The 14,594-nt window shown below is 65.3% G+C and carries 14 protein-coding genes; 5 read left to right on the top strand and 9 right to left on the bottom strand.

Going from position 1 to position 14,594, the window contains the following annotated elements:
* Positions 1–44: 44 nt before the first annotated feature.
* The 7 genes from Q392_RS19105 to Q392_RS19075 are packed head-to-tail and all read right to left on the bottom strand — an operon-like array spanning position 45 to position 6,782.
* The gene (locus tag Q392_RS19105; protein WP_038211083.1) at positions 45–1,253 is read right to left on the bottom strand and encodes an ABC transporter substrate-binding protein; all 1,209 of its coding nucleotides are present in this window, start codon (positions 1,251–1,253) and stop codon (positions 45–47) included.
* Between the two features lie 51 nt (positions 1,254–1,304).
* A complete protein-coding gene (locus tag Q392_RS19100; RefSeq protein WP_051953760.1) occupies positions 1,305–2,144 on the bottom strand; it encodes an enoyl-CoA hydratase/isomerase family protein in 840 nt (279 codons plus the stop codon).
* 37 nt (positions 2,145–2,181) lie between these two features.
* Positions 2,182–2,922 (bottom strand): ABC transporter ATP-binding protein, encoded by a 741-nt coding sequence (locus Q392_RS19095; protein ID WP_038211074.1) that lies wholly within the window; start codon positions 2,920–2,922, stop codon positions 2,182–2,184.
* Positions 2,922–3,716 carry an ABC transporter ATP-binding protein gene (locus Q392_RS19090; RefSeq protein WP_038211151.1) on the bottom strand — a complete coding sequence of 265 codons (795 nt, stop codon included), beginning with the start codon at positions 3,714–3,716 and terminating at the stop codon, positions 2,922–2,924. Before Q392_RS19090 ends, Q392_RS19095 begins: the two co-directional genes overlap by 1 nt.
* A complete protein-coding gene (locus Q392_RS19085; protein WP_038211069.1) occupies positions 3,713–5,602 on the bottom strand; it encodes an ABC transporter permease in 1,890 nt (629 codons plus the stop codon). Before Q392_RS19085 ends, Q392_RS19090 begins: the two co-directional genes overlap by 4 nt.
* A gap of 15 nt (positions 5,603–5,617) precedes the next feature.
* The gene (locus Q392_RS19080; RefSeq protein WP_169748320.1) at positions 5,618–6,130 is read right to left on the bottom strand and encodes an amino acid synthesis family protein; all 513 of its coding nucleotides are present in this window, start codon (positions 6,128–6,130) and stop codon (positions 5,618–5,620) included.
* A gap of 7 nt (positions 6,131–6,137) precedes the next feature.
* Complete coding sequence (locus tag Q392_RS19075) at positions 6,138–6,782, bottom strand: amino acid synthesis family protein (protein WP_038211066.1); 645 nt, start codon at positions 6,780–6,782, stop codon at positions 6,138–6,140.
* A 393-nt stretch (positions 6,783–7,175) separates the two neighbouring features.
* Here Q392_RS19075 and Q392_RS19070 point away from each other — a divergent pair, with 393 nt between their 5' ends.
* The 4 genes from Q392_RS19070 to Q392_RS19055 all read left to right on the top strand — a co-directional run bounded on the left by Q392_RS19070 (position 7,176) and on the right by Q392_RS19055 (position 11,773).
* Positions 7,176–7,859, top strand: coding sequence for a TetR/AcrR family transcriptional regulator (locus Q392_RS19070; RefSeq protein WP_038211059.1), 684 nt, complete (start codon positions 7,176–7,178; stop codon positions 7,857–7,859).
* Between the two features lie 407 nt (positions 7,860–8,266).
* Positions 8,267–9,808 (top strand): aldehyde dehydrogenase, encoded by a 1,542-nt coding sequence (locus Q392_RS19065; RefSeq protein WP_245610755.1) that lies wholly within the window; start codon positions 8,267–8,269, stop codon positions 9,806–9,808.
* Positions 9,809–9,856: 48 nt separating this feature from the next.
* Positions 9,857–10,843, top strand: a complete 987-nt coding sequence (locus tag Q392_RS19060; protein WP_051953759.1) for an aldo/keto reductase — start codon at positions 9,857–9,859, stop codon at positions 10,841–10,843.
* A gap of 120 nt (positions 10,844–10,963) precedes the next feature.
* The gene (locus Q392_RS19055) at positions 10,964–11,773 is read left to right on the top strand and encodes an IclR family transcriptional regulator (RefSeq protein ID WP_084217201.1); all 810 of its coding nucleotides are present in this window, start codon (positions 10,964–10,966) and stop codon (positions 11,771–11,773) included.
* 128 nt (positions 11,774–11,901) lie between these two features.
* Here the strand turns inward: Q392_RS19055 and Q392_RS19050 are convergent, their stop codons facing one another.
* Positions 11,902–12,894 (bottom strand): MBL fold metallo-hydrolase, encoded by a 993-nt coding sequence (locus Q392_RS19050; protein ID WP_038211055.1) that lies wholly within the window; start codon positions 12,892–12,894, stop codon positions 11,902–11,904.
* A 59-nt stretch (positions 12,895–12,953) separates the two neighbouring features.
* Entirely contained in the window at positions 12,954–13,931 is a 978-nt protein-coding gene (locus Q392_RS19045; RefSeq protein WP_038211053.1) for a Bug family tripartite tricarboxylate transporter substrate binding protein, read from the bottom strand.
* 121 nt (positions 13,932–14,052) lie between these two features.
* Between Q392_RS19045 and Q392_RS19040 the strand changes: the two genes are divergently transcribed.
* On the top strand, positions 14,053–14,594 hold a 542-nt coding region (locus tag Q392_RS19040; RefSeq protein ID WP_038211051.1), incomplete at its 3' end, for a TraG/VirB4 family ATPase.

Here is a 14,594-nt window from a genome sequence, read left to right as displayed (position 1 = left end):
AATTCTCCAAGAAATGGGAAACGAATCGAGGATCGGACGCTGTATCAGTCCTGGGAACGCATTGCCCTGACCTCAGCATCTGTCGGCTGGAAGCTGCCACCGTCGCGGTACTGGTAGTCGACCATCACGCCCTTTCCGTCTCGCACGGCGATGCGCCCGACGAAGGTTCCCATGGTCGACTGGTTGTCCTGCGCCCGATAGTGGATGCGGCCGAGCGGGGTATCGACCTCCAATCCCTTGAAGGCCTCGACAAGCTTTTCGCTCTCCGTCGAGCCGGCCTTCCTGATGCCTGCGGCCAGCGACATGATGGCCGCATAGCCCTGCACCGAGCTGTAGCGCGGGTGGTCGCTGAACTTCTTCTGGTAGGCCGAAAGGAACGCCTGGTGCTCCGCTCCCTGGATGCCATACCACGGGTAGCCCGTCACGATCCATCCCACCGGGCTTTCTGCCCGAAGGGGATCGAGGTACTCCGGCTGTCCGGTCAACAGGCTAACGACCTCGCGGCCGCCGAACAGGCCGCGCGTCGTCCCTTCCCGCACGAACTTGGCTAGGTCGGTGGCGAACAGGACGTTGAAAATCGCGTCGGGCTTCGCATCCGCCAGCGCCTGCACCACGGCACCTGCTTCGATCTTCCCCAGGGCGGGTGCCTGCTCGGCCACGAACTCGATGTCGGGCTGCGCGGCCTTCATGAGCTTCTTGAACGTCGCGGCAGCCGACTGACCGTACTCGTAGTTCGGATAGACAATGGCCCAGCGCTTCTTCTTGAGGCTCAGGGCCTCGGGCACCAGCATCGCGACCTGCATGTATGTCGAGGGGCCGAGCCGGTAGGTGTAGCGGTTGCCGTTCTGCCACACGATCTTGTCCGTGAGGGGATACCCGCCAAGAAAGAAGATCCTCCTTTGCTTGGCGAAGTCGGTCACGGCCAAGCCGATGTGCGATAGAAAGGTGCCGGTCAGCAGGTCCACCCGTTCGCGGGTGATGAGTTCCTCGGCTGCTCGAACAGCATCACCGGGGTTGCCGTTGTCGTCCCGAATCGCCAGCTCGACCCGCTTCCCGAGCAATCCTCCCGAGGCGTTGATCTGCTCGACGGCAAGCTCCAGTCCCTTGCGGTAAGGCTCGAGGAACGCGGGCTGGGCCTTATAGCTATTGACCTCTCCGAATCGGATCACACCCTGGCTGTGCGCGGCGAACGCCAGCGTAGCAAGCGAGGCACCCGCCAAGACCCGCGAGGCAGCAATGACGATGGACTTCATGTGTATGTCTCCTGATGATTTGTTGATCCAAGGATGAGCTGGCCGATTCGACTATCGACCTGCGAACCGGGGAGTACGGTGCTCCAGATGCGCAGCCATGCCCTCATCCGCATCCGCGGTCCATTCGAACGCGTGGCGGAGCGCGTCCGACAGCTCGCGCGCGGCGCGAAAGCCCGGCTCCTGCCGCACCCGCATCACACGCTTGGCTCCTCGCAACGCGAGCGGGCCGCTCCGTGCAACGCCATTAAGGAAGGTGCCGACCTCCTGGTCGAAGCGTTCCGCGGGAACCACGCGTTCGAGGAGGCCCATTCGGTAGGCCTCCTCCGCGTCGAACTCACGTCCGCTCGCAACCAGCTCGAGGGCTCGCCCGTAGCCGACGATCTGCGGCAGCCGTACCGGCCCGCCGACGCCCGGGAACCCGCCCCAGAGAGCTTCGGGCATGCGAAACCGGGCACTGGATGCAGCAAGTCTAATGTCGCAGGCGAGCATCAGCTCGGCGGCGCCGGCCCAAGCGAACCCGCGCACTGCCGCGACCACGATCTGCGGCAATGCCTCGATGGCGTCGTATGTCTCGTTGGCGAGCCGGATGAGCGACAGGATCTCGTCCTTCGCCATCTTCGACTTCAGCTCGGGCGTCAGGAGCCCCATCGAGAAGCACGCATCTCCCTCGCCCGTGATCACCAGGACCTGCACGGAAGTACTGGAGGACAGTTCCGCGGCGATGTCCTTCAATCTGGCGAGGGAAGCGGGCGTCAGGCGATTCGCGTCGTGCTCCCGCGCAATCACCACCCGTGCGATCGGCCCATCGATCGACAGTTCAATGTCGTGCTCGCCATGACCACCGGCTCCGGTGCGGTCCGACGCGACGCTCTGCGCTACCACTGTGTCCATAGACTTTCCACTTCTCCTTCAATCTGTTGGGATGCGATCAGATGCTCAGGTAGGCGCACCGAACATCCTCGTCGCGCTGCAGCTCATGCATCGTCCCGCTATACCGGATATGCCCCTTCTCGAGCACATACGCCCTATCCGCCACCAGCTGGGCGAAGTGAATGTTCTGTTCCGAGAGAAGAATGCTGACGCCGGCGGACTTGAGCCGCAGGATCATGGTGACCATCTGGTCGACGATCACGGGGGCGACGCCTTCGGACGGTTCGTCGAGCAGCACCAGGAGGGGATTGCCCATCAGCGTGCGGGCGACCGTGAGCATCTGCTGTTCGCCACCGCTCATCCTTCCACCGGGGCGCGCCGGCATCTCGCCAAGATTGGGGAAGAGCTTGAACAGCTCCTCGAGGGTCCAGTGCGGCGCGGGGCTCCCGTCGGCCCACTGGCGCGCCGGCTGACGGCCGACCTGGAGGTTTTCGAGCACCGTCAAGTCGCTGAAGACGCGCCGGTCCTCGGGCACGAAGCCCAGGCCCATGCGTGCGACCTGAAAAGGCCGGTGCCGTGAGATGTCCTCTTTCAGAAAGCGGACCGTCCCCTTTCGCTTTGCCAGCATGCCCATGAGTGCCTTGAGGGTGGTCGACTTCCCTGCCCCGTTGCGCCCCATCAGCGCCACGACCTCGCCCCGGCCCACCTCTATCTCGACGTCGAACAGGACCTGCGCGGCGCCATACCATGCGCTGAGGCTCCGCGAAGTCAGGAGAACCTCCCCAGGACCATTAGTCATCACAGCGCCCCCTCCAGCTCCGGCGCCGCGGTGGCGCTCGTATGTTCGAACGTCTTCCCGCTTCCGAAATACACCTCCTGGACCTTGGGATGCTCCCTGATCTGCGCGGGCGTGCCAGCTGCGATTAGGCGTCCGCGCGCGAGGACGATCACCCGGTCGGCATAGGCGAAGACCACGTCCATGCTGTGCTCGGTGAACAGGACGGCGATGCCGGACTCGACGACGAGCTTCTTGGTCAGCGCCATGAGCCCAACCCGCTCCTTCGGCGCCATGCCGGCGGTCGGCTCATCCATCAGCAGCAGCCTCGGTCGGCTCGCGAGTGCCATGGCGAGTTCCACACGCTTGACGTCGCCGTAGGCCAATTCGCTGCAGGGCCGTTCGGCATGCTCGGCCATGCCGACCATGCCGAGCAGTTGCAGGGCGTCGACACGTCGGTGGTCCGCCGCGCGGCGCCAAATCGACCACTGGGCGCGATCGGCGGACAGCAGCATCATCTGGACGTTCTCCACCACGGTCAGTGATGCGAAGGTCTCCGCGACCTGGAAGGTGCGACCAACGCCGGCTCTGCAGATGTCTCGCGGACGCATGCCTACCAACTCGCGGCCGTCCAGCGTGATCGAGCCGGAGTCGGCGCAGATCTGCCCGTTCACCATGTTGAACGTGGTCGACTTGCCCGCGCCGTTCGGGCCGATCAGTGCCAGCAACTCTCCGGACTGCAACTCGAAGTGGATGCCGTCGACCGCCCTGACGCCACCGAAGGACTTTCCCAGCCCCTTGACTGTGAGCAAGCTCATGCCGGCCTCCGCCCAAGCCACTGCAAGCGCCGCCGGAGGTAGCCGACGATGCCCTCTGGGAACACCAGCACCAAGAGCAGCACCGCGGCACCGAGCACAGCGCGCCAGTAGTCCGTGCTCCGGGCCACGACATCCTGCAGCCAGGTGAAGACGACGGCGCCGACCACGGGCCCCGACAGGGTCTGCACGCCGCCCAAGAGGACCATGAAAAGTCCATCGAAAGAGCGGCCCACGGCCAGGGTCTCGGGCGAGATACTTCCCTTCGAGAACGCGAACAGCGCACCCGCCAGTCCGGCGAATACCGCAGCGACCACGAACGCTGCCCATTGCATCGTCTTCACGTCGATCCCGCCCGCATCCGCGCGCAGCAGGGAGTCCCGACCGGCTCGCAGCGCATAGCCGAAGGGCGAGAAGAGAATCCTGCGCATCGCCAGCAGCGATCCGGCGACGAATGCCAGTGTCAGGAAGTAGTAGCGCGTCTTGTCGGCCAGCCAACTCGCTGGCCACACGCCCGTCAACCCGTTGCTGCCGCCGGTGAAGTCGTCCCACTGGAACACAACGGACCAGACGATCTGCGCGAATGCGAGCGTGAGCATGGCAAGGTACACGCCCGACAGCCGCACGCAGAACCACCCGAAGATCGCCGAGCCCGCCAGGGCCGTCAGCGGTGCCAGGATCAGCGCGGCCTCCATCGGCACGGACAGGTAGCGCACGAGCGCCGCGGCACCGTAGGCTCCCAGCCCGAAGTACGCCGCATGCCCGAAGGAGGACATGCCGCCGGGGCCCATGATGAAGTGCAGGCTGGCAGCAAACAGGGCCGCTGTGAGCAGATCGATGCCGAGCACGACCGCGTAGGGCGACTCGGAGGCGAGCAGCGGCAGCGTGACCAGCGCCGCCAGCAGCGCGAGCCCGCCAGCCTTGACAAGGCGGTCCGCCGGGACCAGGGGTCGCTCCGCCACGCCGCCGCGGCGGCTCAGGGGCTGCGGCCGCCCGAACAGTCCCCAAGGCCGCACCACCAGCACGCAGGCCATCACCACGAACTCGGCGACCAGCGTGAACTTGGAGAACTGGAGTGTAAGACCCCACAGCTCGACGGACCCGATGCCGACGCAGATCGCCTTGATCTCGGCAATGATCAGGGCCGCGACATAGGCGCCCGGAATGGAGCCCATGCCACCCACGACCACGACGACGAAAGCGTCCCCGATGGTCAGCAGGTCGAGCGCCAGACTGGCCGGCTCGCGCGGCAGTTGAAGGGCGCCACCCAGCCCCGCCAGCACGGCGGCCAGGGAGAAGACGGCGGTGAACAGCCATGTCTGGTTCACGCCCAGTGCGCCGACCATCTCCCTGTCTTGGGTCGCTGCACGGATCAGGGTGCCGAAGCGGGTTCGCGTGAGCAACAGCCAGAGCAACGCAAGCATGATCGGCCCCACGGCGATGAGCATCAGGTCGTAGGTCGGGAACTGGTGCCCCAGGATGGCGACCGAGCCGGACAATCCGGGCGCCCGCGGGCCCAAGAGATCTTCGGGCCCCCACAGCCACAGCGCTGCGTCCTTGATCACCAGGGCCACGGCAAAGGTTGCCAGCAGTTGAAACAGCTCGGGCGCGCGATAGATCCTTCGCAGGAGCACGATCTCGACCACCGCTCCGAGTAACCCAACGATGAGCGAGGACACGAGCAGGGAGGGCCAGAACCATGCCCCGCCTCCCATTGCGTCCGTGACGGAGTACGCGATGTAGATGCCCAGCATGTAGAAGGATCCGTGCGCGAAGTTCACGATCCGCAGGACTCCGAACGCGAGCGACAGCCCGGCCCCGACGAGGAAGAGGGAGGATGCTCCGGCGAGGCCATTGAGCAGTTGGACAATGAAGCTGGAGAAGCTCATGGGTTCACGCCGGACTCATTGCCGCGCTTCGGCGCGCATCAGGGCCACTATCAGCTCACCGCGCCTCGGCGCATCGTTCACCCGCGCATCCATCACCTCCAGGTCCCCCGTGGTGGGCGCCAGGCGATACAGCGGGACCTCGAGCGTCGATCCGAGCGTACCGGCCGCGGAGACCGAGTTAACATCCGACACCGCGGCGGCAGCTCCAGCCAGCCCATGCAGCACGGCCTGAGCCAGCTCTGGCCGAACACCCTCGCCCATCAGGACGGCACCTCCATCACCGAGCACTCGGGATGGCTTGAGTCCCAGCGCCTCTGCGCATCGATGGTGGAGCACCTCGCCGATCTCGGAGCCGATGGCGCGCAGCGCCTCCAGGTCGGTGCCGCCCGCAGGGGCGGCCACGACCGCGATGGCAAGCGCGCGCCGCCTCGGCGCCACAAGGGCCACCCCGCCATGGATGCGCAGGTCCTCGACCTCGACGACGAGCTTTCGGATCTCTGATTTCATGTTCTTGCCTTCGGAGTACATGGAAGCTCTAGCGCAGGCCGTCCCACTTGGAGATGTCCTCAGCCCTGAGGCCACCCACGCGCGCATGGATGCGTGGCCCGGTGCTCATGGCCAGGATGACCACGAGTTCGTCTTCCTGCGGACCATCCGGCACACTGGCCTCGATGGCATCGAAGTGACTTCGCACATAGCTGGCGTTGATGTGCGTGAGCGGGACGTCCAGCGTCGCTCCCGGCGGGCCCACCTTCTTGGTCGAGGGCACGATGGAGAGACCGTTTCCCGGCTGCCCCTTCTGCCCATCCTCCGTGCCCTGCGTGTAGGCAGCGCGGCTGCCTTTCCATCCCAGCAGCTCGCGCATCGCATAGCCGCCGGGGACATGCCACAGCGCACCGTGCTCCAGCTCCCCCGCAGCACCCACGATGGCTCCCTTTCCGTGCCCCTCGATACGGTCCACCGACACCGCCAGCGCGCTTCGCAGCGTCCGCGCCATGGCCACGCCGACCTCGTTGAGCGCCTCCATCATCGGAAGAATGTCGGGCTCATAGCGCCCGGCAAACGGATTGGTGAGCACGGCCGCCACGTAGCCCTTTCGCAGCGGCTGGGCGGCGAGCGGGCCGAACTCGTGACGGATGTCCTCCACGTGGGTGAGCACCCGGCGTATTTCGATATTCATTTGCAGTCTCCTTCTTGCCTGGCCCGCTCAGACGAGCCTGCGGGACAGGCAGCCTCAATTTGGCTATTTAATTCATGTTTTAAATAAAACATGAATAAAGTGTATGGACCTCGCCCGTCCTTGCGATCAGGGTAAACACGGGGCGGCGGGCGCTGCCTGGTCCAGGAGACGCGCGCAGCTCCGTCAACCAGACCCGTCGCCACTGTGCCGGCAATGTCCAGGGCGGCCGGTGGCAACTGCCAAAGGCGCTCGAGCTGCCGCGTTCACCGGCCCAGCTCGCTGCCTTCGCGCTTTGGCCGGCACCGCCTGAATGTCGCCGGCACCGAGCGGCAGGAGGACATCGCTTAGCATCTCTTCTGCCGGCACGCTGGCCTCCAGCACAGAGAAAACAAGATGGTCAACAGGTCTTCATCGAGTACCACGCCCAAGCGCATATCCACGGGACGTTCGAGCACGCGAGAAGCGGCGGCCCAGGCCACGCGGGAGAAGATCATCCGCGCCGCAACGAAGGTGTTCGCCAAGCATGGCTTCGACGGCGGCAGCCTGGAGAAGATCGCACGGGCGGCCGGCTCCTACGAGCGCATGATCCCGTACTACTTCGGCAGCAAGGAGGGGCTGTTCATCGCGGTCTTGGAGGAGACATATCGCCAGTTCGACGAGGCGGAACTCAAGATCGATCTCCCCACGGACAAGCCGGTTGAATCCCTCAAGGCAGTGATCGGCTTCATGTTCTCCTACCACCGGCAGAACAGCGAGTTCATCACCCTTCTCAACACGGAGAACATGTACCGCGGCAAGCACGTATCGAAGTCCCGAGCGCGGGAGTACTCGTACCGCGGGATCTCCATCCTCGACGGCCTGCTCAAGAGCGGCGCGGCGTCCGGTGTCTTTCGCAAGAATATTGTGGCAAGAGACATCTATCTCATGATCGTCTCCATGAGCTACTTCTACCAGTCGAACAGGTTCACCCTGTCTGCCTTCCTGGGGGAGGATCTCGAGGCCCCGGAGACCACCAAGCACTGGCAGGAGTTCATGATCGACTCCGTGCTGCGGACAGTGTCGGTCTCGCCTCCGTAGCCCGAAAACCCGAAACGTCTCTCGGCCCGACACTCTGGGCCCCTGCCCTTCGGCGCGAGCCGGCGCACCACCATCGTTTGCCTGCCGGGTGACGCCGCATCATCGACATCGCCCGTCAGAAGACTTGAGCGGACGCTCCGCCGGGTGGCTGGACGGTGCCGCTGGCGATGCTGGACCACCGCCGCAGCGTTCCGACCTTCCGACCTTCCGACCTTCCGACGTCGCCGCACCGCCGGGCCCACGCAGCGTGACGCAGGCCGCGACGGCACGGATCCTGCCCGGCGTCGCGCAGGCAGACATTGCCGGCCTCGCACGAATTCCACTGATCGGAATTGACAGGTTGCCCGTCCCTGCAACCTACAGCACTATTCCGTAGCCCCGAAGCATCTGAGGGCTGAAGCCTTGCCGTGCTGAAGAGCAGCCGCTATGAACTTCGCATTCTTGCGAACTCGTCGAGGAGCAACACCATGAATTTTGATCGAGGCCTGTGGATCGGCCATGAAGAGATCGCAGCGCAGAGCACGCTGCCGCGCTTGCCAGTGATGAATCCATACACGCAGGAACAATGGGGCAGCGTGGCCCAGGCCGACGCGTCCGATGTGGATCGGGCCGTTCTGTCGGCGCAACAATGCGTCGAAACCGCATGGTCGACAACCAGCGGCTACCAGCGAGGCCGCCTGCTCAACCGACTGGCGGACCTGCTCGACGCGCAAGCCGAGCGTTTCGCCGAGCTGGAGACGCGCAACAACGGCAAGCTCTACAAGGAAACGCTGACGCAGATGCGATTCGCCGCGCGCAGCTACCGCTACTACGCGGGCTATGCCGACAAGATCCATGGCGAGTACCTGCCGCTGGACAACCCCCGCATCGTTGACTTCACCGTCTACCGGCCCTTCGGCGTGGTCGCGCTTATCACACCGTGGAACAGCCCGATGGCGATCCTGTCGAACAAGCTCGCGCCGGCACTGGCGGCCGGCAATTGCGCGGTGGTCAAGCCTTCGGAGTTTGCGCCCGTCACCACGCTGGAGTTCGCGCAGCTCTTCAAGGAGGCCGGCTTTCCGGCCGGCGTGGTCAACGTGGTCACTGGTGCCGGCGATACCGGTGCGGCGTTGGTCAACCATCCGAAGGTTCGCAAGATCAGCTTCACCGGCGGCAACGCAGGGGGACGCAAGGTGATGGAACAGGCCGCGCAGCGGCAGGTTCCGGTCACTCTGGAGCTCGGTGGCAAGTCGCCCAACATCGTGTTCGCCGACGCCGATCTCTCGCGCGCGGTCAATGGTGCGATCGCCGGGATCTTCGCCGCTGGCGGGCAGACCTGCATCGCTGGCTCGCGGCTGCTGGTGCAGAGGCCGGTCTACGAGCAGATTGTTGACGAACTGGGGCGGCGCGCCCGACTCATCCGCCAGGGCGATCCCATGCAGCCCGACACACAGATGGGTCCGGTGGCCAACGCGCCACAGCACGCGCGCATTCTCGGCCTGATCGAGCAGGCGCGGGGCGGTGGAGCGCGCATGGTCGCAGGGCCCGGCATCGAGGGCCAGACGGTGCCGGGCCGCGGCCTGTTCGTGCCGGCTACGGTGTTCGCCGACGTGCGCAACGACATGGACATCGCCCGGCACGAGGTCTTCGGCCCGGTGCTCGCAGTGCTGCCTTTCGAGGACGAGGACGAAGCGATCCGCATTGCCAACGATTCGGAATTCGGCCTGGCTGGCGGGATCTGGACGCGCGATATCGCTCGCGGTCACCGCGTGGCAGGCCGCCTTGAATGCGGCAATGTCTGGATCAACACCTACCGCGTGGGCGCGGTGCAGGCACCGTTTGGCGGACGAAAAGCAAGTGGCTTCGGCCGCGAGCGCGGCTCCGAAGGTCTGCGCGCCTACCTCACTGTGCAGAACGTGATGGTCGACACCGCAGAGACCGACGACGACCCGTTTTCGATCCGAACCTGAGCGCGGATCTCACGCATCCCGCTTCGATTGCATCCTCAAGGAGACTCCATGAACGAACACACACCGGCCGATCATTCGCTAGCCTTGGGCACCATGGCTATGACCGGCTGCTATGGCGCAGTGGCGCGTGCCGACGCCATCGCCACCATTCAGGCCTTCCTCGACGCCGGACAGACCTGGGTCGACACGGCCGATCTCTACGCCGACGGCGAGAACGAGGTGTTGGTCGGCGAGGCGATCCGCGGACGTCGCGATGCCGTACAGGTGTGCACCAAGGTCGGCTTCACGTTCGGTGTTCGCTCCGATGAGCGCGGTCTCGATGCGAGGCCCGAGCGGATCGAAACGGCGTGCGATGCCAGCCTCAAGCGCCTGGGCATCGACCACATTGATCTCTACTATCTGCATCGCGTCGATCCCAAGGTGCCTGTCGCGGAAACGGTGGGCGCGATGAAGCGGCTGGTCGAGAAGGGAAAGGTCCGCACGCTCGGTCTGTGCGAGGTGAGCCGCGCCTCGCTTAAGGCGGCGATGGACGTACACCCGATCAGCGCGATCCAGTGCGAATACTCGCTCTGGAGCCGCGACCCGGAGTACGACACGCTCTCTGCCTGCCGTGAGCACGGGATCCGTTTCTTCGGCTATGCACCGCTGGGCCGCGGCTTCCTCACCGGCCAGATCAAGTCTCCGGCCGACATTCCCGATGGCGACCAGCGCAAGGAGTACCCGCGCTTCATGGGCGAGAACTTCCAAAAGAACCTGCAGTTAGTGGACGAGGTTCGCGCCCAAGCCGCCACACTCGGCGCCACTCCCGCCCAACTCGCAATCGCCTGGATCCTGCGCACGCGCCAGGCCGTGCCGATCGTGGGCGCAACTACCCCTGCGCAGGTGCGGGAGAACCTCGGCGCGTTGTCGCTACAGTTGGGCGACGAACTCCTTCAGACACTGGAGCGCATCCTGCCCGCTGGCGAGCGATATCCAGAGTCCGCGATGAGACGCCTGGACCCTTCGCTGCGCCGTCCCGTAGCGGCGGCCGCCTGACTGGAGGGGTGCCTGGTTCAGCAGCGCAGGCACAGGTGCACGTAGCGCGGAGGCACCCGATCCGCACACCCAGCCGAGCCCCCGACGCGCCGCAGCGTCACAGGCGTCAGGAAGCCCGACATGGCCCGCCTTCCACGATCCTCGGGCACCTCTGCCAGCGATGGCCTGGAAGGCCCTAGGCGCCAGCAACACAACAATCGATCACTCGTGCGGGGCTTGCACCTGCTGCGCGCGTTCGTCCCCGGCGTGGCCGTCCTCAGCAACAGCGAGCTTGCCGAACGTGTCGGACTACCGCGCTCTACCGTGAGTCGGCTCACGCAGACACTGGTGCAGGAGCGCTTTCTCGAGTGGCTTCCCGAGGAAGGCGTGTACCGGCTTGGAGCGCCGTTGCTCAGCCTTGGCCTGGCGATGCAGCAGGGCTCCGAGGTGTCCCGCCTCGCGCGGCCGCTGATGCGTGGCGTCGCCGAGGGCAGACGTATCAACGTCGGGATCGCAGTGCCGGACGGCACAGACATGGTCTACCTCGACTCGATCCGCGGGAGTCGCAGCGAGGTATTCCGCCATGTCACTGCGGGCTCGCGCATCCCGATGGCGCTCACTGCGCTCGGCCGCGCCTACCTGTCCACGCTAGGTGCCTCTGATCTGGAGCAAGCCCTGTGTCAGCTGCAGGCCAGGCACCCGGCGCTGTGGCCTGCACGATGCCAGGAGATCCTCGCCGCCATCACGATGTGCCGCACTCAAGGCTATTGCGCCGCAGTCTGGCAGACCGGTATCGTCTCAGTCGCAGCACCGCTGCGGCTGGCTGTCGGACATGCCTGCAACGTCAGCGTCCTGATCGGCGGTCGGCCGATGGGCGACCTGGTCGAGGAACTGGCGCAGACATTGGGACAGCTCACGGAGCGGATCGATGCGGGGTTGCGGAACTCGTGATATGCGCCCGAAGATCCGCCCGTCCGCGTGCCGCCACCGGAAAACGCCCCGGCGCCGAGAGGGTTTGGCGCATCTCGGGAGCACCGTACCCTTCCCCGTCCTCCCCTGTCCGCCGCAGGGCCGACCCGCTACTTCGAAGTCTGCCGAGCTGTCTCGTCGGTGCGCAGCGGCCGCCATGCGTAGCCGCCTTCTTCAGTTGCAAGCCGGCCGACGCCCGGGAAGGGCAGGTGTGCACCGGCCACAAGGGCGTTCGACTGCACCAGCTTCGCCAACAAATCCATCCGCGTCTTTGCGGCACCGTCGACGTCGACGTCCGCGCGAAAGCCCGTGGCTGGACGTGCCAGTTGGACGCCCCCCAGATGCACGATATCGCCCCACAGGAGCAAGGTCTGGCCCTGGGATTCGACCAGGTACCCACTGTGTCCCGGGCTGTGCCCTGGGAGAGGCAACGACCGGACGCCCGGCACAACTTCCTCGCCGGGCAGGAACGTCTTGAACCGGCCGTCGGAGCGGTACGGCGCCAGCGCTGCCATCGCATTCCGGAAGAAGGGTTGCATCGCCGATGGGGCCGCCTGCATGGCGGATTCCGAGAGCCAGAAATCGCCCTCCGCCTTGCTGGCGAACACGGTCGCATTCGGAAAGACAGCCCTACCCTCTGCGACAAGTCCGCCCACATGATCGACGTGCATGTGGGTCAAGAGAATGCTGCTGATCTGCGACGGATCGATCCCGGCAGCGCGCAAGTTGTCGACCGCCTTACCCAGCTCAGCACCGAACAGTCGTCCTGCTCCAGCATCCACCAGCACCAGGCGACTGCCGAACCGCAGCAGGAAGGCGTTGAACGAGGTCTCGACATCGTCGGCTTCGCCATGCCTGGCCTGCAGTCGCTGCAGATCGGCCTCGCCGATGTTCCGGAGCGCCGCTTTCGCCGAGATGGGACGCTGGCCATCCAGGATGCTCGTCAACTGCACCTCGCCTACGGCGATCGTCTGGACGTGAGCCGGCCGGGCGGGTGCTTCGGTCGACTGCGCCTGAGCTCGCGCGAGCGGCGTCAGCGACAGGCCGATGCCGAGGGCCACCATCAAGCGTGTGCACACGCAGCGCATTCCCGTCATGTTCATGGGCTCCTCCAGGGTCATCGCGGCACCAGGCCGCACACGCCCAAAGCGATGAATCGACTTCACTCGGCGCGAATGTTTGCCTTGCGCGCCAGAGTGCTGTAGGAAAGCAGATCCCGAGCGACCAAGTCGGAGGCGGCCGCGTCGACGCGAAGCATCGGATTGACGCCGCCATCGGCCAGCTGGCGCCGGATCGAGGGATCGTCCAGTGACTCCCGGATCAGTGCGGCGAGCCGCTTCAGGACAGCATCGGGAGTCTGCGCGGGCGCGGCGATGCCCAGCCACGTCATGGATTCGTAGCCTTTGAACAGCTCCGCTACGGTTGGCACATTGGGCAGTTGAGGCGATCGCTCCGTCGTCGTCACAGCGAGCGCGCGAAGCTTCCCTGCGTTGATCTGCTGGATCACCGACGACTGGCCGGCGACGATCAAGTCGACCTGCCCGCCCAGCAGGTCCGTGACCGCCGGCGCCGCCCCCTTGTAGGGAACGTGGAGCAGGTCCACACCGACATGCGCCTTGAACATTTCCGCGGCGAAATGCGCCCCCGTCCCAGCGCCGGGTGAAGCGTAGCTGAGGCGGCCAGGCTGTGCCTTCGCCTGCTGGACGAGTTCCGCCAGCGTCTGCACCTTCGATTGGGTCGCGTTCACCGCGATGACCGAGGGCAGGCTGGCGAAGATCGCGACGTGCCGGAAGCTCTTCGAGGAATCGAACGGCACGCTCCGGTAGGTGGCCTGGGAGATGGGCAGCGCGCTCGATGTCACCAACAAGGTGTATCCGTCGCTGGGTGCTCTCGCAACCTCCGCCGTCCCAACGGTTCCCCCTGCGCCTGCCTTGTTGTCGATGATGAACTGTTGCCCGGCCAGCTTGGACATCTGAACTGCAAGAATGCGCGCCGGCCCGTCGAGGGTGCCTCCTGCTGCAAACGGCACCACGACCCGCACGGGGCGCCCAGGATAGGTTTGGGCATGCGCGCATGCCATAGCGGCTATCGAGAGGAAGAACGCTGCACCGCGTCCGAGTGCCGACAGGATCGAGTTCACGTTGTCTCCAGAGGATGTGCTTGTTACTCGGATGCTGGGGTAGAACCCACCGCTTCACAATCCCACCATTCCACAGAATGGAACTGGAGCTCGCCACCTCGCCGGCGGGCGTGTACCACGCGTGAAGAGTGCCTTCTCCGGGACCTTGGGCCGCAGCTTCGAGAAGCTGTGCCGCAAAGCGCGCGGCACCTACCTGGAGTTCCGCCCCGATGTCGATATCTGCCTGAACCCCTTCAGCATCGTCCGCGACATCCATGAGGACATCGACATGCTCGTGCCGGGCATCGCCAAGATGTGCTCGATGCAGCACCAGCTGGAGGAGGTCCAGTACAAGGCGGTGTCCGCGATGGTGCTCAAGCTCTGGAAGGCGCACGGCCAGGACCTCACGATCACGGCCCTGCGCGATGCCTTCAAGACCGGGACCATCGAGGAGCTCGGTGTCAGGGGCGACCAGCGCATCCGAGATCTGGCCATCATGCTCAACCCGTACGCACGGGGTGGCCAGTACGAACGCTTCTTCGAGGGGCGCTCCAACGTGGACTTCTCGAACGACTTCATCGTCATCGAGAACGAGGAACTCAAGCGTCGGCCGGACCTGCATGCGGTCGTCAACATCCTGCTGCTGCACCAGATCACCGGCGAGATGTACCTGACGCGCAACCG

It is taken from the genome of Xenophilus azovorans DSM 13620 (assembly GCF_000745855.1).
GTDB lineage: Bacteria > Pseudomonadota > Gammaproteobacteria > Burkholderiales > Burkholderiaceae_C > Xenophilus > Xenophilus azovorans.
This window is presented reverse-complemented; position numbering and strand designations above follow the sequence as displayed.